The sequence below is a fragment of the Cyanobium sp. Cruz CV13-4-11 genome, assembly GCF_024346055.1.
Lineage (GTDB): Bacteria > Cyanobacteriota > Cyanobacteriia > PCC-6307 > Cyanobiaceae > Cyanobium.
In genome coordinates this window covers 32,373-55,902 of record NZ_JAGQCH010000015.1, presented here as the reverse complement: position 1 = coordinate 55,902, position 23,530 = coordinate 32,373, and the positions used below count along the sequence as shown (strand labels likewise).

Annotated in this window: 25 protein-coding genes; 16 read left to right on the top strand and 9 right to left on the bottom strand. The window is 70.4% G+C overall.

All coding sequences use genetic code 11. The features are described 5' to 3' along the window. Positions 1-5 precede the first annotated feature (5 nt). Complete coding sequence (gene mutT / locus KBZ12_RS12030; RefSeq protein ID WP_396101129.1) at positions 6-1,127, top strand: 8-oxo-dGTP diphosphatase MutT; 1,122 nt, start codon at positions 6-8, stop codon at positions 1,125-1,127. On the opposite strand, the gene tsaE is transcribed toward mutT, so the two are convergent. Continuing rightward, positions 1,090-1,608, bottom strand: a complete 519-nt coding sequence (gene tsaE, locus KBZ12_RS12025; RefSeq protein WP_254958208.1) for a tRNA (adenosine(37)-N6)-threonylcarbamoyltransferase complex ATPase subunit type 1 TsaE — start codon at positions 1,606-1,608, stop codon at positions 1,090-1,092. The two genes, mutT and tsaE, sit on opposite strands and share 38 nt — an antisense overlap. A 91-nt stretch (positions 1,609-1,699) precedes the next feature. On the opposite strand from tsaE, the gene ahcY reads away from it, so the two are divergent. Together ahcY and KBZ12_RS12015 are read left to right on the top strand one after the other, a co-directional pair. Beyond that, on the top strand, positions 1,700-3,142 hold the full coding sequence (gene ahcY, locus KBZ12_RS12020) for an adenosylhomocysteinase (RefSeq protein WP_254958207.1): 1,443 nt from the start codon (positions 1,700-1,702) through the stop codon (positions 3,140-3,142). Positions 3,143-3,216: 74 nt separating this feature from the next. Continuing rightward, entirely contained in the window at positions 3,217-3,873 is a 657-nt protein-coding gene (locus KBZ12_RS12015; RefSeq protein WP_254958206.1) for a DedA family protein, read from the top strand. Positions 3,874-3,978: 105 nt separating this feature from the next. On the opposite strand, the gene KBZ12_RS12010 is transcribed toward KBZ12_RS12015, so the two are convergent. Then, entirely contained in the window at positions 3,979-4,374 is a 396-nt protein-coding gene (locus KBZ12_RS12010; RefSeq protein WP_216920242.1) for a single-stranded DNA-binding protein, read from the bottom strand. Between the two features lie 159 nt (positions 4,375-4,533). Here KBZ12_RS12010 and KBZ12_RS12005 point away from each other — a divergent pair, with 159 nt between their 5' ends. The 7 genes from KBZ12_RS12005 (at position 4,534) to KBZ12_RS11975 (ending at position 11,126) form a co-directional block, all read left to right on the top strand. Next, positions 4,534-5,580: a rod shape-determining protein gene (locus KBZ12_RS12005; protein WP_254958251.1), complete on the top strand. Its 1,047-nt coding sequence runs from the start codon at positions 4,534-4,536 to the stop codon at positions 5,578-5,580. A 5-nt stretch (positions 5,581-5,585) separates the two neighbouring features. After that, entirely contained in the window at positions 5,586-6,326 is a 741-nt protein-coding gene (mreC, locus tag KBZ12_RS12000; RefSeq protein ID WP_254958205.1) for a rod shape-determining protein MreC, read from the top strand. Next, positions 6,326-6,937, top strand: a complete 612-nt coding sequence (locus tag KBZ12_RS11995) for a rod shape-determining protein MreD (protein WP_254958203.1) — start codon at positions 6,326-6,328, stop codon at positions 6,935-6,937. The genes mreC and KBZ12_RS11995 overlap by 1 nt, the downstream gene beginning before the upstream one ends. A gap of 3 nt (positions 6,938-6,940) precedes the next feature. Continuing rightward, a complete protein-coding gene (locus KBZ12_RS11990; protein ID WP_254958202.1) occupies positions 6,941-8,254 on the top strand; it encodes a sugar ABC transporter substrate-binding protein in 1,314 nt (437 codons plus the stop codon). Between the two features lie 146 nt (positions 8,255-8,400). After that, positions 8,401-9,261, top strand: coding sequence for a response regulator transcription factor RpaB (gene rpaB / locus KBZ12_RS11985; RefSeq protein ID WP_254958201.1), 861 nt, complete (start codon positions 8,401-8,403; stop codon positions 9,259-9,261). 43 nt (positions 9,262-9,304) lie between these two features. Further along, positions 9,305-10,825: a lysine--tRNA ligase gene (gene lysS, locus KBZ12_RS11980; protein ID WP_254958200.1), complete on the top strand. Its 1,521-nt coding sequence runs from the start codon at positions 9,305-9,307 to the stop codon at positions 10,823-10,825. A 37-nt stretch (positions 10,826-10,862) separates the two neighbouring features. After that, positions 10,863-11,126 carry a hypothetical protein gene (locus KBZ12_RS11975; protein ID WP_015109772.1) on the top strand — a complete coding sequence of 88 codons (264 nt, stop codon included), beginning with the start codon at positions 10,863-10,865 and terminating at the stop codon, positions 11,124-11,126. Between the two features lie 28 nt (positions 11,127-11,154). On the opposite strand, the gene KBZ12_RS11970 is transcribed toward KBZ12_RS11975, so the two are convergent. Genes KBZ12_RS11970 through egtB form a run of 5 tightly spaced genes read right to left on the bottom strand, consistent with a single transcriptional unit; the run spans position 11,155 to position 14,884 of the window. After that, positions 11,155-11,955 (bottom strand): YdcF family protein, encoded by an 801-nt coding sequence (locus KBZ12_RS11970; protein WP_254958199.1) that lies wholly within the window; start codon positions 11,953-11,955, stop codon positions 11,155-11,157. A 13-nt stretch (positions 11,956-11,968) separates the two neighbouring features. After that, positions 11,969-12,451 (bottom strand): hercynine metabolism protein, encoded by a 483-nt coding sequence (locus KBZ12_RS11965; protein WP_254958198.1) that lies wholly within the window; start codon positions 12,449-12,451, stop codon positions 11,969-11,971. Beyond that, positions 12,448-12,684, bottom strand: a complete 237-nt coding sequence (locus KBZ12_RS11960; protein ID WP_254958197.1) for a hercynine metabolism small protein — start codon at positions 12,682-12,684, stop codon at positions 12,448-12,450. The genes KBZ12_RS11965 and KBZ12_RS11960 overlap by 4 nt, the downstream gene beginning before the upstream one ends. Then, entirely contained in the window at positions 12,681-13,652 is a 972-nt protein-coding gene (gene egtD, locus KBZ12_RS11955) for an L-histidine N(alpha)-methyltransferase (protein ID WP_254958196.1), read from the bottom strand. Before egtD ends, KBZ12_RS11960 begins: the two co-directional genes overlap by 4 nt. Further along, positions 13,646-14,884, bottom strand: coding sequence for an ergothioneine biosynthesis protein EgtB (gene egtB, locus KBZ12_RS11950; protein WP_254958194.1), 1,239 nt, complete (start codon positions 14,882-14,884; stop codon positions 13,646-13,648). The genes egtD and egtB overlap by 7 nt, the downstream gene beginning before the upstream one ends. A gap of 60 nt (positions 14,885-14,944) precedes the next feature. Here egtB and KBZ12_RS11945 point away from each other — a divergent pair, with 60 nt between their 5' ends. Both KBZ12_RS11945 and KBZ12_RS11940 read left to right on the top strand, forming a co-directional pair. Then, positions 14,945-15,991 carry a cysteine synthase A gene (locus tag KBZ12_RS11945; protein ID WP_396101122.1) on the top strand — a complete coding sequence of 349 codons (1,047 nt, stop codon included), beginning with the start codon at positions 14,945-14,947 and terminating at the stop codon, positions 15,989-15,991. Further along, positions 15,988-18,069: a protein kinase domain-containing protein gene (locus KBZ12_RS11940; RefSeq protein ID WP_254958193.1), complete on the top strand. Its 2,082-nt coding sequence runs from the start codon at positions 15,988-15,990 to the stop codon at positions 18,067-18,069. The genes KBZ12_RS11945 and KBZ12_RS11940 overlap by 4 nt, the downstream gene beginning before the upstream one ends. A 9-nt stretch (positions 18,070-18,078) precedes the next feature. Here KBZ12_RS11940 and smpB read toward each other — a convergent pair whose 3' ends face one another. Continuing rightward, positions 18,079-18,579: an SsrA-binding protein SmpB gene (smpB, locus tag KBZ12_RS11935; protein WP_254958192.1), complete on the bottom strand. Its 501-nt coding sequence runs from the start codon at positions 18,577-18,579 to the stop codon at positions 18,079-18,081. 77 nt (positions 18,580-18,656) lie between these two features. Beyond that, entirely contained in the window at positions 18,657-19,922 is a 1,266-nt protein-coding gene (locus KBZ12_RS11930; protein ID WP_254958191.1) for a hypothetical protein, read from the bottom strand. Positions 19,923-20,100: 178 nt separating this feature from the next. On the opposite strand from KBZ12_RS11930, the gene ruvB reads away from it, so the two are divergent. The 4 genes from ruvB (at position 20,101) to KBZ12_RS11910 (ending at position 23,489) form a co-directional block, all read left to right on the top strand. Continuing rightward, entirely contained in the window at positions 20,101-21,222 is a 1,122-nt protein-coding gene (ruvB, locus tag KBZ12_RS11925; protein WP_254958190.1) for a Holliday junction branch migration DNA helicase RuvB, read from the top strand. 71 nt (positions 21,223-21,293) lie between these two features. Then, on the top strand, positions 21,294-22,031 hold the full coding sequence (locus tag KBZ12_RS11920) for a tetratricopeptide repeat protein (RefSeq protein ID WP_254958248.1): 738 nt from the start codon (positions 21,294-21,296) through the stop codon (positions 22,029-22,031). A 37-nt stretch (positions 22,032-22,068) separates the two neighbouring features. Continuing rightward, positions 22,069-23,265: an amidohydrolase gene (locus KBZ12_RS11915; RefSeq protein WP_254958189.1), complete on the top strand. Its 1,197-nt coding sequence runs from the start codon at positions 22,069-22,071 to the stop codon at positions 23,263-23,265. Continuing rightward, complete coding sequence (locus tag KBZ12_RS11910) at positions 23,262-23,489, top strand: DUF3188 domain-containing protein (protein ID WP_254958188.1); 228 nt, start codon at positions 23,262-23,264, stop codon at positions 23,487-23,489. The genes KBZ12_RS11915 and KBZ12_RS11910 overlap by 4 nt, the downstream gene beginning before the upstream one ends. The last annotated feature ends 41 nt before the right edge of the window (positions 23,490-23,530 follow it).

The following is a 23,530-nucleotide window of genomic DNA, read 5'->3' as shown; positions in this document are numbered from 1 at the left end:
GCGCCGTGCTGGCTCCGCGCCTCCTCGAGCCGCTTCGGGAGACCCTGCTCACGTGGTGGCAGAGCCACGGCCGCCACGACGTCCCCTGGAAGCGGCATCCGGATGGTTCCCGCCCCGGGCCCGGTGAGTCCCTCGACCCCTTTGGCGTGTGGGTCGCCGAGGTGATGCTGCAGCAGACCCAGCTGGCCGTGGTGCTGCCCTACTGGCACCGTTGGATGGCCGCCTTCCCCGACCTCAGAACCCTCGCCGCCGCCAGCGAGCACGACGTTCTGATGCTCTGGCAGGGCCTGGGTTACTACGCCCGCGCCCGCCGCCTGCACGGCGGGGCGCAGCGACTGGTCGCGGCGGGTGGCGATCCCTGGCCGCGCACCCTGGACGGCTGGATGGCCCTGCCCGGCATCGGCCGCAGCACCGCCGGCAGCATCCTCTCCACTGCCTTCGATCTGGCCCATCCGATCCTCGATGGCAACGTCCAGCGGGTGCTGGCCCGGCTGATCGCCCATCCGGGACCACCGAAGCGGCAGCTGGCCCACTTCTGGCGGCTGAGCGAAACCGTCCTCGACCCCCACCGGCCCCGCGCCTTCAACCAGGCCCTGATGGACCTGGGCGCCAGCCTCTGCACCCCCCGCCAGCCCTGTTGCGGCGTCTGCCCCTGGCGCGGCAGCTGCGCTGCCTACGCTGCCGGCGACCCCGGCCGCTTCCCCGTGAAGGACACCACCCCCCCCATCCCGTTCCAGGTGATCGGGGTGGGGGTGGTGCGGGACGGCGAGGGGAGGGTTCTGATCGATCAGCGGCTCCAGGAGGGCCTGCTGGGCGGCCTGTGGGAGTTTCCGGGGGGCAAGCAGGAGCCGGGCGAAGCGATCGAAGCGACGATTCAGCGGGAGCTGCGCGAGGAGCTGGCCATCGAGGTGACGGTGGGGGAGCAGCTGATCACCCTGGAGCACGCCTACAGCCACAAGCGGCTGCGCATTGTGGTCCATCTCTGCCGCTGGCTGGAGGGGGACCCGCAGCCGCTGGCCTCCCAGCAGGTGCGCTGGGTGGCGCCCCAGGAGCTCGCCAGCTACCCCTTTCCGGCCGCCAATGCCCGCATCATCGCGGCGCTGCAGGCCAGGATCGGGGCGGCGTGAAGCCCGGCGGCGTGATCCGGGCCAGACGGCCCTCGCCATCCTCCAGGTGGCTCAAAGCCACCTCCCAGGCCCCCTCCGGCTGGAAGCTGAGCCGCTCGGGCCACTCCACCGCCATCACGGCGCCGATGCGGCGGGCCTCCTCCTCCTCCTGGGCGAACAGTTCATCGGCCGCGGCAGCTTGCTCCAGCCGGTAGAGATCCAGGTGCACGAGGGCCGCGGCGCCCGCGTCGGGACCGGCGTCGGTGTCGTAGTGCTGGGCCAGGGCGAAGGTGGGGCTGCTGATCGGTTCGGCGATGCCCAGGGCGGCGGCCAGTCCCTGCACGAGCGACGTCTTGCCCGTGCCCAGGTCCCCCCGCAGCAGCAGCAGGGCGCCGTCACCGGCACCAGCGGCGATCAGCTGCGAGGCCAGCCGCCGCCCCAGGGCGTCGGTGGCGGAGGGGTCCGCCAGATGGCACACCTCGATCGCGTCATTCGTTTCCACCCTTGTAGATTGCCTGCCAGCGAGCCCGAAGCCTCGGCGTCTCTGCAGATATTTCCATTGTTTCGTCCTCCCGTCAGGGAGCTTTCCCTTCATGGTGGCAACACCTTCCAGCCCTGAGGCTGCGTTTGCTGGCGTTCAGGCCACAAGTTCCTATGTGATCGCCGATCTCGGCCTGGCCGACTGGGGCCGCAAGGAACTGGCGATCGCCGAAACCGAGATGCCCGGCCTGATGGCCCTGCGTCAGACCTACGGCACCGAGCAACCCCTCAAGGGGGCCCGGATCGCCGGCAGTCTCCACATGACGATCCAGACCGCCGTTCTGATCGAGACCCTGGTGGCCCTCGGCGCCGAAGTGCGTTGGGCGTCCTGCAACATCTTCTCCACCCAGGATCACGCCGCCGCCGCCATCGCCGCCGCCGGCATCCCGGTGTTTGCCTACAAGGGCGAAACCCTTGATGAGTACTGGGCCTTCACCCACCGCATCCTCGAGTGGGGCGATGGTGGCACCCCCAACATGATCCTCGATGACGGCGGCGATGCCACCGGCCTCGTGGTGCTCGGCAGCAAGGCCGAGAAGGATCTCTCGGTGCTCGACAGCCCTTCCAGCGAGGAGGAAGTGGCCCTGTTCAACTCCATCCGCCAGCGTCTGGCGGTGCAGCCCGGCTTCTACTCCCGCATCTACGCCAACATCCAGGGCGTGACCGAGGAGACCACCACCGGCGTGGCCCGTCTGTACCAGATGCAGAAGAGCGGTGAGCTGCCCTTCCCGGCCATCAACGTCAACGATTCGGTCACCAAGAGCAAGTTCGACAATCTCTACGGCTGCCGCGAATCGCTGGTCGACAGCATCAAGCGCGCCACCGATGTGATGGTGGCCGGCAAGGTGGCCCTGGTGCTGGGCTACGGCGACGTGGGCAAGGGTTCGGCCCAGTCCCTGCGTGGGCTCGGTGCCACGGTGATGATCGCCGAGATCGATCCGATCTGCGCCCTGCAGGCCGCCATGGAGGGCTACCGCGTCGTCCGTCTTGAGGACGTGGTGGCGGATGTGGACATCTTCGTGACCGCCACGGGGAACTACCAGGTGATCCGCCATGAGCACCTGCTCGCCATGAAGAACCAGGCGATCGTGTGCAACATCGGCCACTTCGACAACGAAATCGATGTGGCGTCCCTCAAGCAGTACGCCTGGGAGAACATCAAGCCCCAGGTGGATCACGTGATCCTGCCCAGCGGCAACCGGATCATCCTGCTGGCTGAGGGCCGGCTGGTGAACCTGGGCTGCGGCACCGGCCACCCCAGCTTCGTGATGAGCAACTCCTTCACCAACCAGGTGCTGGCCCAGATCGAGCTGTTCACCAAGGGCGATGCCTACGGCAAGGAGGTCTACGTGCTGCCCAAGCACCTCGATGAGATGGTGGCCCGCCTGCACCTCGAGCGGATCGGCGCCCGGCTCACCGAGCTCACGGCCGAGCAGGCCGCCTACATCGCTGTCCCCGTCGAAGGCCCCTACAAGCTCGACCACTACCGCTACTGAGCGGCGACGGCCCGGCACTGCTGGCAGTGTCCGGGCCGTCGTGGAAGACTGGCGCCTCTGATCCGGCTGGCCCGATGGCGATCGAACTGGTCCAGAAGCTGCCCGAGATGATCGGGTCGGCGGTGGAGGCCAACCCTGCAACGGGCTATGGCGCGATCTTCGCGGCCATGTTTCTGGAGAACCTGTTCCCCCCGATTCCCTCCGAGCTGATCATGCCGCTCGGGGGGTTTTATGTGCAGCAGGGCAAGCTCTCCCTGATTCCGGTGGTGCTGGCGGGCCTGCTGGGCACCGTTCTCGGCGCCCTTCCCTGGTACGGCATCGGCCGGTTGGTGAACGAGGAGCGCATCGAGCACTGGCTCGAGCGCCACGGACGCTGGATCGGCATCAGTCCCCAGGAACTGCACCGCAGCCGCCGCTGGTTCAGCCGCCACGGCACGGCCCTGGTGTTCTGGGGCCGGCTGGTGCCCGGCATTCGCACCCTCATCTCGGTGCCCGCCGGCATTGAAATGATGCCTCTGACGCCCTTTCTGCTCTGGACCACCGCCGGCAGCCTGATCTGGACCCTGCTGCTGACGCTGGCGGGCCTGGCCCTGGGGGAGAGCTACACCAAGGTCGAGCTCTGGATCGCGCCCGCCGCCAAGGTGGTGAAGGTTCTGCTCGTGCTGGCGGTGCTGGCCGGGGCCGTTTGGCTGGGGCTGCGCATCTGGAAGCAGAGCCGGAACCGCCCCTGACAGTAAAAAAGGCGCCCCGGGGGGCGCCTTCTCTGGCTTCGGACGCTTGATAACCCGGCTGAGTCACTGGCACAAGCCCCCAGGGCCAAATCCGTGCCCGCAGGCTCAGAACGGCACTTCCTCCTCGCTGGGTTCGCCGCCGCCGAAACCACCGCCGAAGCTGCCGCCACCGCCTCCTTCGGCGTCCCGCTTGCTGCCGAGCAGCTCCAGCCGATCGACCCGGATTACGGGCTTGCTGCGCTCCTCGCCACTGGCCCTGTCCGTCCAGCGGTCGAGCTTGAAGGAACCGATGATGCCGATCAGGGCACCCTTGCGGACGTAGTCGGCGGCCACCTGGGCCTGCTTGCCCCAGATTTCCAGGTTGAACCAGTCGGGCTCGTCGTCGCGGCTGCGGCGGTTCACCGCCAGGGTGAGGTTGGCGACCATGCTGCCGGATTCGAAGTAACGGACCTCCGGGTCGCGGCCGGCCCGGCCGACGAGGGTGATGGAATTGACGCCCATGGCGTGCTCCTGGAACGAGTGGATCAATGATGGGGCACCCCGATCGGGGGCCTCTCCCTTTCCGTTCCACCCTTCGTCCCGGTTGTCACACCCACAGCGGCTTGACCGGTCCGCCGGGATGGCCCCACCTATGATTCACCGCTGCCAGAGGCCTTGCCCGTGTTTTTCCGCCGTTTCCAGTTCTCCCGCGATATCGGCATCGATCTGGGGACGGCCAACACACTGATGTACGTCTCGGGCAAGGGGATCGTGCTGCAGGAGCCGTCCGTGGTGGCGATCGACCTGGAGCGCGGCACCCCCCTGGCGGTGGGGGAGGAGGCCAAGCTGATGCTGGGCCGCACCCCCGGCAACATCCGCGCGATCCGGCCCCTGCGCGACGGCGTCATCGCCGACTTCGATGCCGCTGAGCAGATGATCAAAAGCTTCATCCAGAAGGGCAACGAAGGCCGCGGCGTGATCGCCCCCCGCCTGGTGATCGGCATCCCCAGCGGTGTCACCGGCGTCGAGCGCCGGGCCGTGCACCAGGCTGGCCTCGCCGGGGCCCGGCAGGTGCACCTGATCGATGAGCCGGTGGCGGCCGCCATCGGCGCTGGCCTGCCGGTCACCGATCCGGTGGGCACCATGATCGTCGACATCGGCGGCGGCACCACCGAGGTGGCCGTGCTCAGCCTGGGCGGCACCGTGCTGAGCGAGTCGGTGCGGGTGGCGGGTGACGAGCTGAGCGACGCCATCAGCGTCTACCTCAAGAAGGTGCACAACCTGGTGGTGGGGGAGCGCACCGCCGAGGACATCAAGATCCGCATCGGCTCGGCGTTCCCCGACGACGGCCACGACGAGACCTCCATGGACGTGCGCGGTCTGCACCTGCTCTCCGGCCTGCCGCGCACGATCAACATCCGCGCCGGAGACATCCGTGAAGCCATGGCGGAGCCGCTCAATGTGATCGTCGAGGCGGTCAAGCGCACCCTGGAGCGCACCCCTCCCGAGCTGGCCGCCGACATCGTCGACCGGGGCATCATGCTGGCCGGCGGCGGTGCCCTGGTGCGGGGCATCTGCGACCTGATCAGCCACGAAACCGGCATCCTCACCCACGTGGCCGAAGACCCCCTGCTCTGCGTGGTCAACGGCTGCGGCATGGTCCTGGAGGACTACAGCCGGCTGGAGCGGGTGCTTGACACCCCCGAATTTCTCCGTCAGACGGCCTGATCCCCATGCCGGCATGGAGCTGGCTGCGTTTCGTCCAAGGCTCGTCCCTGCGACGGATCACCCCCTGGCTGCTGGTGCTGCTGGCCCTCGTGGCCGTGCGCCTCAGCAAGGGGGCGGTTCTCTCTGATGCCTATGCGCTCCTGAGCCGACCCTTCTGGCCCGGGACGGCCCAGGCCGAATGGCTGCAGTCAGCCCGGCGGGTGGAGGATGGGACCCGCCTGGCCCAGCTGGAGCAGGACAACCAACGGCTGCGAAGCCTCCTGGAGCTGCAGAAGCAGAATCCCAACCGGGTCACCGCTCCGGTGATCTCCCGTGATGGCTCGGGCTGGTGGCGCCAGTTGCTGCTCGGCCAGGGGGCCCTCAGCGGCATCCGCGCCGGACAGGCGGTGCTCGGTCCGGGTGGTCTGGTCGGCCTGGTGGGCAGCGTCACCCCCAGCACCGCCAGCGTCACCCTGCTCACCGACCCCCGCAGCCGGGTCGGGGTGTGGGTGGGGCGCACCCAGCACCACGGCCTGCTCACCGGCATCGGCTCCGCCCGGCCCCTGCTGCGTTTCCTGGAGAAGGATCCCCAGGCCCGCCCCGGTGATGTGGTGGTGACATCGCCCGCCAGCACCCTGGTGCCGCCGAACCTGCCGGTGGGGGTGATCCAGACCATGGATGCCAATGCCGACCCTGCACCGGAGGCGGTGGTTCAGCTGATTGCGCCGGTGTCGGCCCTCGACTGGGTGCAGGTGCAGGTGCGCTGATGGACCTGCTCATCCGGCAGCCCCTGCTCGCCGCCTCGGCCCTGCTGGTGCCGTTGCTCGTCCTGGCCTCGCCGGGCTGGCTCAGCCTCGACGGCGTCGGCCCCTGCTGGGCGGTGCTGTGGCTGTTGCCCTGGGCGCTGAGCGACGGCCCCTTCTCCGGGGCCTGCGCCGGCCTCGCCCTGGGGCTGCTGCTGGATGCGGTGTACCCCGGCGGTGTCACCCAGGCGCCCGCCCTGCTGCTGCTGGGCTGGTGGTGGGGGCGGATGGGACGCCGGGCACCGCCGATCCAGCGCAGTTTCAGCCTCGGTCTGCTGGCGTTGCTGGGCACGGCCCTGCTCGGCCTCACCCTGATCCTGCAGTGGGGGGTCCAGGACTGGGTGGGCACCCGGGAGGCGATCCAGCTGGCGGGACCGGAGCTGGGCCGCCGCCTGGAGGGTCAGGGGCTGAACCCCGCCCTGTTGGCCCTGCCGGGGTGGCGCTGGGATGATCTGGCAGGTCCCGGCCTGCGGGTCCTGCTCGCCCAGACCCTGATCACGGCCCTGCTCGCCCCGATGCTCTGTTCCCTGCAGCTGCTGCTCTGGCGCCAGGTGGGCTCCGGCTGGCGGCGCTGAGTGATGCCCAGATCCCTGCCACGACGCCAGGCCCTGCGGCTGCTGGCCGCCCCCGTCGCCCTCGCCCTGGGCGCCGGAGCCTGCGCCCGGGGGCCCAGACCCAGGGAGGGCAAGGTGCTGAACGTCTGGACCCTGGATCTGGCGCCCCGCTTCAACACCTACATGCGGCGGGTGATCGCGGCCTGGGAGCAGGTCCACCCCGGCGTGACCGTGCGCTGGACCGACGTGCCCTGGGGCTCGGTGGAACGCAAGCTGCTGGCGGCGGTGTTCGCCCGCACCGCCCCCGACCTGGTCAACCTCAACCCCAACTTCGCCGCCAACCTGGCCAGCAAGGGGGGGCTGCGGAATCTCACCCCCCTGCTCCCCCCCGACGCCGCCGATCGCTACCTGGCCGGCATCTGGACCTCGGGCCAGCAGCAGGGCGAGCAGTTCGGCATTCCCTGGTACCTGACGGCCCGGGTGACGATCGCCAACCGCCGCTTGCTGCAGCGGGCCGGCCTCACCGCCCCGCCCCGCCGCTGGGAGGAGGTGCCGGCCTACGCCGAAGCCGTCCGGCGCCGCACCGGTCGTTACGCCCTGTTCGTCACCGTCGTCCCCGACGACTCCGGTGAACTGATGGAGGCCCTGGTGCAGATGGGGGTGCAACTGCTCAACGACCGCCAGCGGGCGGCCTTCAAGAGTCCGGCCGGCCGGCGGGCCTTCGCCTTCTGGAGCGACCTCTACCGCCGCGGGCTGCTGCCGCGGGAGGTGGTCAGCCAGGGATACCGACGGGCCATTGAGCTGTTCCAGGCCGGGGATCTGGCCCAGGTGGCCAGTGGCCCCGATTTTCTGCGCAACCTCCAGACCAACGCCCCCGGCATCGCCGCCACCTCCGCCCCCTTCCCGCCCCTGACCGGAGCCAACGGGGAGGCCAACGTGGCGGTGATGAACTTGGTGGTGCCCCGCCAGAGCGCCATGGCCCCTGAGGCGGTGAGCTTCGCCCTGTTCCTGAGCGATGCGGCCAACCAGCTGGCCTTCGCTGAGGAGGCCCGGGTGCTGCCCTCCTCCAGGGGAGCGCTGGCGAGCCTGGAGCGGAAGCTGCGGGGGGCGGTTCCAGGTGATGGCCAGGAACGCCTGGTGCACAACGCCCGGCTGCTTTCGATCGAGACCCTGGCCCAAGCCAGGGTGCTGGTGCCGGCCACCCCGGGGGTGAAGCGGCTGCAGGCGATCCTTTACACCCAGCTGCAGCGCGCCATGTTGGGGCAGCTCGGCAGCGACGAAGCCCTGGCCGAAGCCGCGTTGCAGTGGAACCGCTATGCCGAGGCCCGCTGGCCCTGAGGGGAGCGGCCGGCGGCACAGGCATTCTGAAGAAATGTTGCCTTTGGCTCAGAACCCCAGTGCCGGAGCCGATTCCGTGCTCGCCGTCCCAGACGACGTCGCGTTATGGTTGCGATTCTTCATCCGAGCGGACCGGAGCGTTGCCCATGCCCACGGTTGCATCCTCCTTCACCGATGGTGCTGATCTGGAGGCATCCGGCGGCGGTGGGTCCCCCTCCCAGCAACCCTCGTCCACGCTCCCTTCCGACCAGCAGCCCTCCCAGCCAATTGCCACCCTGCTGGTCGTCGATGACGAAGCAGCAGTGCGCCGCGTGCTGCAGATGCGTCTCCAGCTGTCGGGCTACCGCGTGCTCTGTGCCGAGGACGGCGAGGAGGCCCTGGCGCTCTTCCACAAGGAGCAGCCCGACCTGGTCGTGCTCGATGTGATGCTGCCCAAGCTGGACGGCTTTGCTGTCTGCCGGCGCCTGCGGGCCGAATCCTGCGTGCCGATCATCTTTCTTTCCGCCCTCGATGCCATCGCCGAGCGGGTGGCGGGCCTGGATCTGGGGGCCGACGACTACCTGCCCAAGCCCTTCAGCCCCAAGGAACTCGAAGCTCGCATCTCCACGATCCTGCGGCGCATGGGCCGGGGGGCGGCCACCAGCGAACCGCGGGAGCTGCCCACCGGCTCCGGTGTGCTGCGGGTGGGCGATCTGGTGGTCGACACCAACCGCCGTCAGGTGACCCGGGGGGGGCAGCGCATCGCCCTCACCTATACCGAATTCAGCCTGCTGGAGCTGCTGTTCCGGGAGCCGGGCCGGGTGGTGCCGCGGGCTGAGATCCTCGAGCAGCTCTGGGGCTATCCCCCCCGCCGGGCCGCCGACCTGCGCGTGGTGGATGTCTACGTGGCCCGACTGCGCGGCAAGCTCGAGCCCGATCCCCGCAACCCCGAGCTGATCCTCACGGTGCGGGGCACGGGCTACGCCTCCCAGCGGATGGGCGAGGCCACCCTGGCTGCCGCAGGCTGATCCTGCAGGATGGCTGCGACCCTTCTCCATCGCCCTGCCTGCCTTGTCGGATCTGCGTGAGACCCGTCTGGAGAAAGCCCGCACCCTGGAGTCCCTCGGTCGGGCCCCCTATGCGCTCGGCTTCGCCCCCAGCCACCGCACCGCCGAGCTGCAGCAGGCCCATGCCGACCTGCCCAATGGCGAAGAGCGGGCGGAGGTGGTGGCGATTGCCGGCCGGGTGATGACCCGGCGGGTGATGGGCAAGCTGGCCTTCTTCACCATCGCCGACGAATCCGGCCCGATCCAGCTGTTCATCGAGAAGGCCACCCTGCTGGCGGCCCACCCGGAGGAGCCCGAAGGCTTCGCCCAGATCACTTCCCTGGTGGATGGCGGCGACTGGATCGGCGTGCACGGCAGCCTGCGCCGCACCGATCGGGGCGAACTCTCGGTCAAGGTGACCGACTGGGTGATGCTCACCAAGGCGCTCCAGCCCCTGCCCGACAAGTGGCACGGCCTGGCGGATGTGGAGAAGCGCTACCGCCAGCGCTACCTCGATCTGATCGTCTCGCCCCACACCCGTGAGACCTTCCGGCGGCGGGCGCGGCTGGTGAGCGCCATGCGCCGCTGGCTCGACGATCGCGGCTTCCTTGAGATTGAAACGCCCGTCCTGCAGACCGAAGCGGGTGGTGCCGACGCCCGCCCCTTCGCCACCCACCACAACGCCCTCGACCTGCCCCTCACCCTGCGCATCGCCACCGAGCTGCACCTCAAGCGGCTGGTGGTGGGGGGCTTCGAGCGGGTCTACGAGCTCGGCCGCATCTTCCGCAACGAGGGGATCAGCACCCGGCACAACCCCGAATTCACGTCGGTGGAGATCTACCAGGCCTTCGCCGACTACCACACGATGATGGACCTCACCGAGCAGCTGCTGGCCGCGGCCTGTCTGGAGGTCTGTGGGGACACCCGGGTCACTTACCAGGGCACGGCGATCGATCTCACCCCGCCCTGGCGCCGGGTCACCATGCACGAGCTGGTGGAGCAGGCGACTGGCCTGGATTTCCACAGCTTCAGCGAGCGCTCCCAGGCGGCCGCGGCCATGGAGGCCGCCGGCCTGGCGGTCCCCGAGGCGGCCGACAGTATGGGCCGGCTGCTGGTGGAGGCCTTCGAGCAGGCGGTGGAGACCACCCTGGTGCAGCCCACCTTCGTGATGGATTACCCGGTGGAGAACTCGCCCCTGGCCCGGGCCCATCGCAGCAAGCCGGGGCTGGTGGAGCGCTTCGAGCTGTTCATCGTCGGGCGGGAGACGGCCAACGCCTTCAGCGAGCTGATCGATCCGCTGGATCAGCGGGCCAGGCTGGAGCTGCAGCAGCTGCGCCGCCAGGCGGGCGATCCGGAAGCCCAGACGGTGGATGAGGACTTCCTGCACGCCCTGGAGGTGGGCATGCCCCCCACCGGCGGCCTCGGCATCGGCATCGACCGGCTGGCGATGCTGCTCACCGACAGCCCCTCGATCCGTGATGTGATCGCCTTCCCCCTGCTGCGCCCGGAGGCCCGCGACAAGGCCGGAACCGACGCAGTGGGATAATGGCCCCAGTAGGCCTTTTCCCCCTCGGGGCTCTGGTATGAGTGGTGAGCGCGTCGGTTTTCGCTTTCAACACGCCGATGCTGTGGTGAAGCGCAATCCCCAGGGGCGATCGCGTCGTGGCTGGGTCATGGAGCCCGTGGAGCAGACCACCAGCCGGGGGACCAAGATGCCCGCCTATCGCATCCGCTGGCGGGACAGTGAACGTCCGGAGATCGTGCTGCAGCACATGCTGATCGCCGATCCCGACCCCACTCCGCCGCCCGAAGGGGTGAGCCTGGTGCCCCCGGTGCCCAAGAAGTAGAGCTCCAACGGGCCGTGGCAGCGGCGGCTCAGATCCAGCCCCGCCAGCGGTAGGCGAGCAGGCCCAGATGCTCCCGCATGGCGGAGGTGGTCAGCACCAGTGCCTCGGCGCTGGGCAGCAGACCCATCAGGCTGCCGGCCAGGGTGGGGGTGCCGAAGGATCTTCGGTCGGCCAGCTGGAAGTCGCAGGCCACCGGGATGATCCGGAACTCGGGTGCTGCCCGGCGCAGGGTGGCCAGCGAGCGGGGCAGGTGGGTGGCGCTGGTGACCAGCAGCAGGGAGCTCCAGCCCCGCTGGCGGGCCACCCGCACCAGGGCGGCGGTCTCTTCCGCCGTGTTGCGCCCCTCTTCACTGGTGACGATCCGATCGGCCGCCACCCCCAGGCTGGTGGCCAGGGCCTTGGCCAGCCGGGCCTCGCCAGCGGCCGGATCGTTGGCCATGAAGGTGACCCTGCCGCCGGTCACCAGCAGCCAGGGGGCCTTGCCCTCGCGCATCAGGGCCACGGCGCGCAGCAGCCGGTCGCCGGCCTCGTTCACTTCCACCCCCTGGCGTGGCGGCAGGGCGGGCCGCAGCCCTCCCCCCAGCACCAGCACCGCGTCGGCCCGGGGGATCGGCGACGGCGTCAGCCGGGCGGCCCGTTCCTCCAGCCCCCACACCAGCTGGCGGCTCAGCAGGGGCGTGGCCGCCAGCCAGAGCAGCACGATCCCCACACTGGAGAGGACCGGACCGAAGCGGCGCTGGCGGTTGGCCAGGCCCGCGATCTGCAGCAGCAGGGCCAGGCCGAGGGGGTAGAGGCCGAGGGGCAGCAGTTTGGAGAGCAGAAATCCCATGGGGTGGGGTGGCTCAGCGCTGGCTGCGCCGCTTCAGCTCCTGCAGCTCCTGCTGGGCCTCGAACCGGGCCCAGTCGGCCTCCAGGTCGGGGGTGGCGGCGGGGCCGGAGCTGCGCTGGCTGGCGAGCTCGGCCAGCTCCTGCTCGACGCTGGTGAAGCGCTGGCCCAGGTCGGTGAGGGCCTGCCAGCGTTGGCGGCCCTGGTCCATCAGGCCCGCCACATGGGCTTCGGCGCGGCCGGCCAGCTCCCCGGCCCCGGCGCTCCGGGCCCGGCCGATCCGCCCCTGCCACTGGCGGATCTCCTCGGCCAGCTTCAGCAGCTGCTGCCGCTGCTCCTCGGCCTGCTGCCGCAGGCGGACCCGTTCGGCCAGCAACTGCCGCTGGCGGTCGCGGGCGGCCTGGCCCCGCAGCAGCTCTTCCTGCTGGGGATTGGTGCGCAGGAAGCTCTCCAGCTGCTGATCCAGCCGCGCCTCCAGTTCCTCCAGCCAGCTGCTCATGGCAGGGGTTCGCCGGGGGCGCGGGTGATCAGGGGCGCTTCGATCTCTTCCTGCAGGGGGGTGATGGCCGCCTCGCGGGAGCGCAGCAGCAGCTGGGTGAGCCGGGCGATGGCCCCTTCGCCCAGGTCCTGCTCGCCGATGCGGTCGAAGGCCTTGCGGTACAGGCCCTCGAGTTCCTCGATCAGCCCTTCACGCACCCCGCGCATGGACTGGCGCTGCTCCTCCCTGCTCATCGATCACTCCGGTGCTGTTCCGAGTCTGCCTGCACCAGCAGATGCAGGGCGAAATCGCCGGCCGGGTCGCTCCAGCGGCCTGCCCCCCGCCAGCCGGCCGAGGCCGCCAGGGCGAGGAAGGCCTCGGGGCTGTACTTGTAGCTGTACTCCGTGATCAGCGGCTCACCGGCCGCGAACGGCCAGCAGCGGTCCGCCAGCCGCACCTCCAGGTCCCGCTGGCTCACCAGGGCCATGGCGATGCGGCCCTGATCGGCGTCCCACCAGGCCCGGTACTGGAAGTCGGTCGCCTGGAAGTCGCCGTCCAGATCGCGGTTGAGCCGGGTGAGCAGGTTGCGGGCAAAGGCTTCCGACCAGCCGGCCGCATCGTTGTAGGCCGCCTCCAGCCGCTGCACCGCCTTGGGCTGGTCGATGCCGATCAGCACGCGGCTGCCGGCCCCCAGCAGCCGGCGGAACTGGCGCAGCAGTGCCTGGGCGCCGGCGGGATCGAAGTTACCGATCGAACTGCCCGGGTAGAAACCCAGCCGCCCATGGCCCTCCAGGGCGGGGTGACCCGGCAGCTGTTCCAGGAGGCTGTAGTCGCAGCAGATGCCCAGCACAGGCAGGTCGGGGTGGCGGCGCTGCAGGGCCCGGCAGGCGGGCGCCAGGTGGTCGGCGCTGATGTCGAGGGCCACGTAGGCCGCCGGCTGCAGGGCGCCCAGCAGCGGGCTCACCTTGCGGGCGCTGCCGGCCCCGAACTCCACCACCACCCCGGGCCCGAGGGCGGCGGCCAGCTCGGCCGCCCGTGCCTCCAGCAGGGCCGTTTCAGTGCGGGTGAGGCCGTACTCCGGCTGCTCGCAGATCGCCTCGAACAGGCGCGACCCCTCGGCGTCGTAGAGCAACCAGGCCGGTAACTGCTTCGGCTGGCGGCCCATGCCCTCGATCACCAGCCGGGCCATGTCGGCCGGCTCGGGATGGAGGTCGATCAGCATGACTCGTTGGCTCCGTCACGGGCCAGGCGCAGGCCGGCGGCCATCCAGCGGCAGTGGGGGGCAAAGAAGTTGCGGTAGGTGGCTCGGGCGTGGCCCGCCGGGGTGAGGAAGCTGCTGCCCCGGAGCACGAACTGGGAGGTCATGAACTTGCCGTTGTATTCCCCTACCGCACCGGCGGGGGGGTGGAAGCCGGGGTAGGGACGGTAGGGGCTGGCGGTCCACTGCCAGAGGGCCGCGAAGGCCTGGGGCAGGGGGCGGCCGCCGGGCTGGGCGGCCTGCGCCACCACCAGCTCCCATTCGGCCTCGCTGGGCAGCCGGCCGCCGCTCCAGCGGGCGTAGGCATCGGCCTCGAACCAGCTCAGGTGCCGCACCGGCGCCTGGGGGTGGCGTGGCCGGCGGCCCGCCAGGCCGAATTCCCACTCCCCGCGCCAGTAGCGCGGGGCGCACCAGCCACGCTCCTGCACCACCGCCCAGCCCTCGCTCATCCACAGCTCCGGCCGCCGGTAGCCCCCGTCGGTGATGAAGGCGGCGTAGTCGTGGTTGCTGACCAGCGTTTCGGCCACCAGGAACGGCTCCAGCCACTGCCGGTGGCGGGGGGCTTCGTTGTCGAAATGGAAACCGCCGCCTTCATGGCCGATCGCCACCAGGCCGCCGGGGTGGGAGCGCCAGCCGCCGGCGACCTCAGAAGCCTCTGCCCCAGGGGGCTCCTGGCCGTAGGCGGGCTCGAGCGGGTTGCGGCTGAAGCCGTCGAGCAGATCCATCAGCAGCAGCTCCTGGTGCTGCTGCTCGTGCTGCAGCCCCAGTTCCACCAGCTCCAGCAGGGGGGCGGCCGTCTCGGCGGGCTGGCGATCCAGCTCCAGCAGCAGCGTTTCCAGCCCGGCGTCGACGCGCCGGCGCCAGGCCAGCACCTCGCCGATGGCCGGGCGGGTGAGCAGACCCCGCTGGGGGCGGGGGTGGCGGCTGCCGATCGCCTCGTAATAGGAGTTGAACAGATGGCCCCAGCGGCGATCGGGCGTTTCATGGCCGCTCAGGTGGGGGTCCAGCAGGAAGGTCTCGAAGAACCAGGTGGTGTGGCCCAGGTGCCACTTGGCCGGGCTGGCATCGGCCATGCCCTGCAGGCAGAGGTCCTCTGGTTCCAGACCCTGGATCAGGCGTTCACTGTGTTGCCGGACCGCCTGGAGCCGTTGCAGGAGCCTGGTGCTGTCCGCCGGGGAGTGTGCCCTGGAGCCCATGGACCTGACCTTCTCTGGGGCCGACCTTAGGGATGTTCCCTACGATCCGCCCACGCAGCCATGGAGAAGGCCAGCCGCATGGGAGCCCACAGCGATGGCATGACGACGGGAATCAGCGAAGGTTTCAGTGGCGCGGTGGGCCGGACGCCGCTGATCCGGCTCCATGCCCTCAGCGCCCTCACCGGCTGCGAGATCCTCGGCAAGGCGGAGTTCATGAACCCCGGCGGGTCGGTGAAGGACCGGGCCGCCCTGGGCATCCTCCAGGAGGCGGAGGCCAGTGGCCAGCTGCAGCCTGGGGGCACGGTGGTGGAAGGCACCGCCGGCAACACCGGCATCGGCCTGACCCACCTCTGCAATGCCCGCGGCTACCGCTGCCTGATCGTCATCCCCGAAACCCAGTCGGCGGAGAAGATCGGCCTGCTGCGCAGCCTTGGCGCCGAGGTGCGCACGGTGCCGGCGGTGCCCTACAGCGACCCGGCCAACTACGTGCGCCTCTCCGGCCGCATTGCCGAGGAGACGCCCGGGGCCCTCTGGGCCAACCAGTTCGACAATCTCGCCAATCGGCGCGCCCACTACGGCAGCACCGGCCCGGAGATCTGGCAGCAGACCGGCGGTCGGCTGGATGCCTGGGTGGCCGCCACCGGCACCGGCGGCACCTATGCGGGGGTGGCCCTGTATCTCAAGGAGCAGGATCCGTCGATCCGCTGCGTCCTGGCCGACCCCTGCGGCAGCGCCCTCTACAGCTGGGCCACCGACGGCAGCTTGAAAAGCGAGGGGAATTCGATCACCGAAGGCATCGGCAACAGCCGCGTCACCGCCAACCTGGCGGGGGCTCCGATCGACGATGCCGTCAGGATCGATGACCCCATGGCCCTGCGCACGATCTACGGGCTGCTGTGGCAGGAGGGTCTGTTCATGGGGGGCTCAGTGGGCATCAACGTGGCGGCGGCGGTGGAAACGGCCCGGCGGCTGGGCCCCGGCCATCGCATCGTTACCGTGCTCTGCGACAGCGGTGATCGCTACCGCTCCCGCCTCTACGACCATGATTGGCTCGCGGGCCGCGGCCTGGAGCAACCCGAGCGCACCGGAGCAGCCCTGATTCCATGACATCGGCAGCTGCAGCCCAGGGTCAGGTGATCGGCGGCCGTTACCGGCTGGAGCGCTGTATCGGCACGGAGAACGCCGGGCCCCAGGGGGCGTTGTGGCTGGCCAGCGACCAGCTGGCCGCCGACGCGCCCGTGGCCCTGCGCCGCATCGGACCGGAGCAGGACCAGGCCCGGGCCCGGGACCTCTGGTCGCGGCTGCAGGGGGTGCTCCATCCCCAGGTGCCCCGCATCGGCGCCGTGATCGAGGCCGACGACCAGCTCTGGCTGGTGCGGGAGTGGCAGGCGGGCCGTACCTACCAGCAGTTGCTGGACCTGCGCTCGGAGCGTCAGCTGGTGTTCGGGGCGGGGGAGGTGCTGCTGCTGCTGCGCCAGCTGCTGCCGGTGCTCGCCGCCCTGCACAGCCAGGACCTGCTGCATGGAGATCTGAGTCCCGCCAACCTGCTGCGCCGCGACAGCGACGGCCTTCCGGTGCCCCTCGATTTCGGCCTGGTGCGGGGCAGCCCCGGCGGTAGCGCCGGGGAACGGCTGCTGGGCGCCACGCCCGGCTACGCCCCGCCGGAACTGGCCAGGGGCGAGCCCGCCCAGCCCTGGATGGATCTGCACGCCCTTGGGGTGGTGGCCCTGGTGCTGCTGAGCGGTGATGCCCCGGAGGGCCTGCTCGACCCGACCACGATGCAGTGGCGCTGGCCGGCGGCCCTGGAGGCCGAGCCGGAGCTGCGGCACCAGCTGCAGCGCCTGCTGAGCCGCCATCCCGACGAGCGTTTCGCTTCGGCCGGGCAGGCCCTGGTGGCGTTCCAGTCCCTGGCGATGCCCGACAGCACGGGCCCGGTGCCCCGGGCTGATCGCACCGTGATCCTGGTGCCCGCAGCGGCGCCGGCCCCGCCACCGCCGCCGGTCGCCGCCGCCGAGGCCCCACGCCCGCCCGAATCGCCCCGGGTGGAGCCCCAGCTGCCTCTCCGCATGGCGGTCCCACCGCCGCCGCCCACCGCCGTGGCCGCCACCGACAGCCTGCGGCGCCGCCACGAGGAACGGGAGGAGGCGGCTGAGGGGGGCTTCTGGCCGGTGCTGATCGCCCTGGTGCTGTCTGCCGTGGTCGGCACAGCGCTGGGCTGGTGGTGGCTGAGCCGCGGCAAGGTGGCCACACCGCCCCCCGGCGGGGTGCCCGAACTTCCCAGCAGCCTGCCCCCCTCGGAGGTGGATCAGCGCCAGCAGCTGCTCAACCGCCTGCGGGCCATGCAGGTCGACCGGGCCTGGTTCCTGAGCCTGGTGGATGCGGCCCTGCTGGCCCAGTACCCGGAACGCAACGGCCGGCTTCCCTCCGACACCCTCGAGGACGCCCCGCTGCGGCGGGTCTGGAACGAACTGGCCGAGGAATGGCTGGCCAGGGTGGAGCAGCTGCCCCTGCCCTTGCGCCGGCGCCTGGGCAACTTCAGCGCCAGCGACTGGGAGGCGCGCCAGGCCGGTTTCGTGCGCCAGGGCCTGAGTCCGGCGGTGCTGCGGGAGCTGGTGTCGGCGAGTGTGCAGAACCTGCTGCCGAGCCGCGCCTCCCAGGCGATGCCGCCGGAGCCCTTCCGCCAGATCTGGTACGCCGCCGCTGACCTGACCCTGGAGAACCTCAGGATCGAGCCGATCGAGGCCACCTCCGGCGCCACCCAGGTCCTGAGTGCCGAAGTGCCCGCCAGCGGCGCCCGGTTGTTCCCGATCCGGCTCCCCGCCGGCCATGGCCTGGCCCTTGGGGTCAACGGCTCCCCCCTGCTGCAGATGAGCGTCTTCTCCGCTGAGGGCACCCCGCTGGAGGCCAGGGGGCCGCTGCGGGTGGTGACCCTGGGCTCCCAGAAAGGCTCGCCGGTGCAGCTGCTGCTCACCAACGACGGCGTCGCCCCGGCCCTGATCCGGTTGTCGCTGCGGGCCGATCCGCCGGCCCCAACGCCCCCACCGGCCCCGGACGCCCCACCCGCCCCTGAGGAGAACCCCGAAACGCCGCCCGTGCCGGCACCGCCCACACCTGGCGCCGCCCAGACGCCTGCCAGCCCAGCGGCCCCCACACCGCCACCGCCGGTGGAACCCGCCAACCCCTGAGGCCGCTTCTCAGAGCCGGGCGACGGCGGCCCGTGTCTCCTTGGCGATCTGCTTGTTCTTTTCGTCCTGGCGCTTGTCGTGCAGCTTGCGGCCCTTGCCCAGGCCGATGGTGATCTTGATCCAGGAGCCCTTCAGGTGCAGGTTGAGCGGGATCAGGGTGAGGCCCTTCTGGTCGAGGGAGACGCGCAGCTTGTCGATCTCGCGCCGATGGGCCAGCAGCTTGCGCACCCGCAGCGGCTCGTGGTTGAAGAACTTGCCGGCGTGGCTGTGGGGAGAGATGTGGACGTTGTGGAGCTGCATCTCGCCGTTGCGGATCAGGCAGAAGCCGTCGCGCAGGTTCACCTGGCCGGCCCGGATCGACTTCACCTCGGTGCCGAGCAGTTCGATGCCGGTCTCGAGGCTTTCGAGAATCTCGTACTGGTGTCTGGCCAGACGGTTGTCAGCCAGCAGCCGGTTGGCCGGATCGGCGCTCTTGGCACCACCGCCCTTCCTGCCGGGCCCCTTCGCCATCGGATCCGTTCGCCCATCGAACCTTGGAGGCTACCGCTCGGGCGAGGACGGCAGTGGTGCGCTCGCGAGGGGTTCTCTCACCTGAAATGGGAGTACTGCCACATGTCCTGCAGGAACCACGCCTCCCAGAGCAAGGTGCCGAGGCCACAGGCCCAGAGGATCCGGGTGGCGAGCCTGTTGGTGGCGCTCAGCTCGATGCAGCCCCCCACGGCGATGGCCACGATGGCCGGAAACAGCTTGGCCACATAGCGGATCTTAACGAAGATGATCAGCCAGGCGGGGATGAGCGTGAAGGCGCTGGCGGCCAGAAGGATGAACAGATAGGGACGCAAGCTGGAGAGTCGCTGGTTCTGAACGATCACCAGCCCCAGCGGAATCAGCATCAGCTTTCCCGCGTGAATCAGGTTGGGCAGGCTGCGTGCCGTGGACATGCCGAGGAAGTCGGCATACAGACCGGGGTACCGGGTGATGATGTCCAACAGGTTTTTCGCTCCCGGGAACTGGGTTTCCCTCACGCTCTTCATCGTGGCGATGTCGATGGTGCCGTGGAAGCCTCCGAACTGGTGCCTACTGAAGAAATCCGTGTAGGCGGTGATGAACGCCAGCATGCTCCTGTCGGCCCCCGCTGGGCTGGCCCCCTGGAGCAGCAGGCCCGGGGCCAGAAACAGCAGCAGCCAGCCACAGGTGAACCAGGTCAGCTGGGCCGGGTGGCGGCGGCCCAGGTGATGCTCCCGGATCCCCCACAGCACCGCGATCACCACGGCCGCGGCGATCATCTCCACCTTGGTGAGGCCGAAGACGGCCAGCAGCAGGGCCGTCAGGACCGGCGGCCAGCCCCGCCGGAGCCCGATCAGGGCCAGGCTGAAGAAGGCGCCGGCGAAGAGATCACTGGAGGGCTGGAGGAACTGGAACCCGGAGATGCAGATCACCAGGTAGGCCAGAATCCGCCCCGATGCTGAGGCCACCAGGCTGCGCACCAGCCACCAGCTACTGCCCAGGTACATCACCATCGCCAGGATCCGGATGTGCCAGTTGAGGGTGGCCTTCGAGGTGGGAATGATCAGCTTGTAGACACCGGCTATCAGGGTGGAGGTGATGCCACCCGAGCTCTGCAGGGAGGGGTATTGAAAGGTCCAGTGGCCGCCTGTGTGGCGGATTGAAAGATCGGCGGCTGATGCGAAGCTCTGGTCCATCGGATGGCCGGGCACCACGCCGCTGTCGCGCAGCAGGAAGGCGGCCGAGATGATCAGCGAAGCCACCAGCAGGGCCACCAGGATCAGGGGGTAGCCATGCTCTTCCCTGGGCGCATCTCCCAGCGACGTCTCTCCCTTGTTGGAGGCCATGCCGGGATTCATGAACCTGGTCTGCGAAGGGGCTCACCTTACTGGTCTTGTCGTGGAGTGATTCTTCTCTTCGCGTCATCATTTTGATGGCCGTCGACAGGCGGCGTTGATCTTCTGGTTGATCTTCTGAAGGTCTCTCGCTTCACCATCCGGGGTCCAGGACCGGTACCCTCCACTCATGGCGATCATTTCTTCGGGAGGAGCGGATCCGTCCGGTCCCGCCGGCCGGCGCCGCCACGGTCGGCCAGATGCCGGCCCCGCCGATCCCGGCCCCGATCGCCGCTCCGATCCCAGCAATCGCCTCGTCGATCCCACGGCCAGGCCCGAGGAGGAACCGGTGGTGCGGGAGGACGGGCTGCGGCCCCGGCGCCTGGCGGATTACATCGGCCAGAGTGAGCTGAAGCAGGTGCTGGGCATCGCCGTGGAGGCCACCCGCCGCCGCCAGGAGGCCCTTGACCACGTACTGCTCTACGGCCCCCCCGGCCTCGGCAAGACCACCATGGCCCTGGTGCTGGCCGAGGAGCTGGGGGTGCGCTGCCGCATCACCAGCGCCCCGGCCCTGGAGCGTCCCCGCGACATCGTCGGTCTGCTGGTGAACCTGCAGCCCCGCGAGGTGCTGTTCATCGATGAGATTCACCGCCTCAACCGGGTGGCCGAGGAGATCCTCTACCCGGCCATGGAAGACTTCCGCCTCGATCTCACCGTGGGTAAGGGCACCACCGCCCGCACCCGCAGCCTGGACGTGGCCCCCTTCACCCTGGTGGGGGCCACCACCCGCGCCGGTTCGCTGAGTTCGCCGCTGCGGGATCGCTTCGGCCTGATCCAGCGGCTGGAGTTCTATGGCCAGGGCGACCTCGAGGCGATCGTGGTGCGGGCCGCGGGCCTGCTGCAGCTGCCCCTGCGGGCCTGCGCTGCCCAGGAGGTGGCCCGCCGTTGCCGGGGCACGCCCCGCATCGCCAACCGCTTGCTGCGACGGGTGCGGGACGTGGCGGCGGTGGGGGGGCACGGCCAGATCGATGCGGCACTGGTGGAGGAGGCCCTTTCCCTGCACCGGGTGGACGGCCGCGGCCTGGATGCCAGCGACCGTCGCCTGCTGCGCCTGATGCTGGAGGCCTACGGCGGTGGGCCGGTGGGGCTCGACACCCTGGCGGCGGGGCTGGGGGAGGATCCCGCCACCCTCGAAGCGGTGGTGGAGCCCTACCTCCTTCAACTGGGATTCCTGCAGCGCACGCCCCGGGGGCGGATCGTCACCGACGCCGGCCGTGCCCACCTCGATGGTCCTGAGGCGGTGGCGGCGTGAAGCACCGAACGGCCGCGGTTCTGTCTGTGCTGGCCTTGCTGCTGGCCGGGTTCCTGGCCTGGGCGCCGGCGGTGCGGGCCGATTCCGGCGGACAGGCCTCGTCATCGTCGTTGCCGGTGCTGTTCGATCGGGCCCTGGCCGCCAGCCGCGAGGGGCGGTTCGGCGAGGCCCTGCCCCTGTGGGACCAGGTGGTGGAACTGGCGCCCAACGATGCCTCGGCCTGGAGCAACCGGGGCAACGTGCAGCTCGCCCTGGGGGATCCGTTGGCGGCGATCGCCGACCAGGACCAAGCCATAGCGCTGGAGCCCGCCAGCGCCGACCCCCATCTCAACCGCGGCACCGCCGAGGAGGCCCTGGGCCTGTGGCCGGCGGCCGCCGCCGATTACCGCTGGATCCTGGAGCGGGATCCGGAGGATGCCTCCGCCCTCTACAACCTGGGCAATGTGGACGGCTCCCAGGACGACTGGCCGGCAGCCCGCCAATGCTTCGAGGCGGCGGCCGCCGCCCGGCCTGGCTTCGCCATGGCCCGCTCCAGCGCCGCCCTGGCCGCCTTCCAGCTGGGGGACACCACGGCGGCGGAGAAGCAGCTGCGCGGCCTGATCCGCCGCTATCCCCTGTTCGCCGATGCCCGCGCTGGCCTCACGGCGCTGCTCTGGCAACAGGGCGCCCGGGGGGAGGCGGAGAGCCACTGGGCCGCGGCCTCCGGCCTCGATCCCCGCTACCGGCAGAAAGAATGGCTGCTGCAGATACGGCGCTGGCCGCCCGTTCCCGTGCAGGCTCTGGCCCAGTTCCTGGCCCTGGCCCCCTGAAACGCACCCGCCCATGACCCCGTTGTCCTTTTCCCCCATGGCCCCGGCTGATGCCACCTGGGAGGCGCTGGGGATGGACGTGACCCTGCAGGCGGCGTTGCCGGAACTGATCCAGCTGCGGCGCCACATCCACCGCCATCCCGAGCTGAGCGGCCACGAGCAGCAGACCGCCGCCCTGGTGGCCGGTGAGCTGCGGCGCTGGGGCTGGGAGGTGCGCGAAGGGGTGGGGCGCACCGGCGTGGTGGCCGAACTGGGGCCGTTGGGGGCGCCCCTGGTGGCCCTGCGGGCCGACATGGACGCCTTGCCGATCGAGGAACGCACCCAGCTGGCCTATGCCTCCAGCCGCCAGGGCCTGATGCACGCCTGCGGCCACGACATCCACACCACCGTGGGCCTGGGGGTGGCGCGGCTGCTGGCCAGCGTGGCCGACCGGCTCACGGCCCGGGTGCGGTTGCTGTTCCAGCCGGCGGAGGAGACGGCCGAAGGGGCGGCCTGGATGCGCGCCGACGGGGCGATGGACGATGTCCAGGCCCTGTTCGGGGTGCACGTGTTCCCCAGCCTGGAGGTGGGAACCGTGGGGGTGCGCAGTGGCAGCCTCACGGCCGCGGCGGGGGAACTGGAGGTGGAGGTGCTGGGCGAAGGGGGCCATGGCGCCCGGCCGCACCAGAGCACCGATGCGATCTGGATCGCCGCCCGGGTGGTGAGCGGCCTGCAGGAGGCGATCAGCCGCCGGCTCGATCCGCTGCATCCGGTGGTGGTCAGCTTCGGGCTGATCGAAGGCGGCAAGGCCTTCAACGTCATCGCCGACCATGTGCGGCTGCTGGGCACGGTGCGCTGCCTGGATCTGGAGGTGCATGCCCAGCTGCCGGGCTGGATTGAGGACACCGTCCATGCCCTCTGCCGCGGCCATGGCGGCGAAGCGCGGGTGCACTACCGCTGCATCTCGCCGCCGGTGCACAACGATCCGGAGCTCACCCAGCTGGTGGCGGACACGGCCGTGGCCCTGCTGGGCCGCTCCCGGGTGCAGTGGCTGGAGCAGCCGTCCCTGGGGGCCGAGGACTTCGCAGAACTGCTGGCCAACACCCGCGGCACGATGTTTCGCCTGGGCGTGGCCGGGCCCGGTGGCTGCACTCCCTTGCACAGCAACAGCTTCGATCCGGACGAGGGCTGCCTGGAGGTGGGCATCAAGGTGCTGGCCCTCAGCCTGCTGCGTTGGATGGAGCAGCCGGTTTGAACGTCCGTCGGACCCCTCGCGTCCTGGCCGCCCTGCTGGCGCTCTCCGCGCCGCTGCTGATCCTGCTGGCCCTGCTGGTGCTGCTCACCCGCCAGGGGGCCGACCGGCTGCCGGCGATTCCCGCCCTGGTGATCGGCTGCGGGCTGCTGGGCACCAGCGCCCTGCGCCGCCGCCGCCGCCGGGCCGAGTTGCTGCGGGCGCTGCGCCAGGGGCCACAGGCCTGAAGCGCACTGCGCCAAGGTGAAGGATCCCCGCCCTGATCCCC